This window comes from Kribbella antibiotica, assembly GCF_004349055.1.
Taxonomy (GTDB): Bacteria; Actinomycetota; Actinomycetes; order Propionibacteriales; family Kribbellaceae; genus Kribbella; species Kribbella antibiotica.
This window is the reverse complement of sequence record NZ_SMKX01000323.1, coordinates 1-1,057: the sequence shown is the minus strand read 5'-3', so window position 1 is coordinate 1,057 and position 1,057 is coordinate 1. Positions and strand designations below refer to the sequence as shown.

1 protein-coding gene is annotated in these 1,057 nt (G+C 71.0%); it reads left to right on the top strand.

Features of this window, described 5'->3' with window-relative positions:
- Nucleotides 1-32: 32 nt before the first annotated feature.
- Nucleotides 33-1,057: DNA polymerase Y family protein (locus E1263_RS42460; protein ID WP_238162089.1), on the top strand; the 1,025-nt coding region annotated here is incomplete at its 3' end.

The window sequence follows — 1,057 nt, the reverse complement described above, 5'->3', positions numbered from 1 at the left end:
GGGAGGCGCAGGCTCGGTGTCCGGAGTTGGTGGTGGTGAAGTACGACCAGGTCGCGGATGCGCGGGCGTTCGAGCCGGTGGTGGAGTGTTTGGAGGCGTTGACGCCCGGGGTGCAGGTGATCCGGCCGGGGATGTGTGCGGTGAAGGCTCGGGGGCCGGCCCGGTTCTACGGGAATGAGGAGACGGCGGCGGAGAAGTTGCTGGACCGGCTGGAGACGTTCGAGGTGCCGGGTGGGCGGATCGGGATTGCGGACGGGCCGTTCACGGCGGAGCAGGCGGCACGCGCCAGTTCGGAGCGGACGCGGGTGCTGGTGGTGCCGCCGGGGGAGTCGCCGGAGTTCCTGGCGCCGCTGAGTGTCGACGTACTGGAGCAGTCGACGCTGACCGGTCTGCTGCGCCGGCTGGGGTTGCGGTCGCTAGGGGCGTTTGCGCAGTTGCCGCCGGCCGAGGTGCTGACGCGGTTCGGCCCGGATGGCGCTTTCGCTCATCAGCTTGCTCGCGGGGCCGATGACCGACCGTTGGTTGCGAGGGAGGTGCCGCCGGAGCTCACCCGCACGCTCGAGTTCGAGCCGCCGGTGGACCGGGTCGACCAGGTGGCGTTCGCGGCCAGGTCGGTGGCTGACGAGCTGGTCGCGCGGCTGACCGAGCTCGGCGGGGTGTGCACGACACTGCGAGTCGAGGTCGGGACGGAGTCCGGCCGGATCCACGAGCGGGAGTGGCTGCACCCGCGCTGGTTCACCGCCGCGGATGTGGTCGATCGAGTCCGCTGGCAACTCCAAGGCAGCGGTACGGCGACCAGTGGGCTGACCTCAGCTGTCACCAGGATCAGGCTGATCCCGGAGCAGGTGGACCCGGTCGGCTCCCAGGCCGACGGCTTATGGGGCGGCGGTCCGGACGAGCGGATTCACCGTGCCCTGACAAGAGTCCAGAGCATGCTCGGTCACGGCGCAGTCGTCTCAGTGGTGGTCGGCGGCGGCCGCGGTTTCGCAGAGCGCCAGACACTCATCCCTTGGGGCGACCGCCCAGTCCCAGCCCACGCCCCCGACCAGCCCTGGCC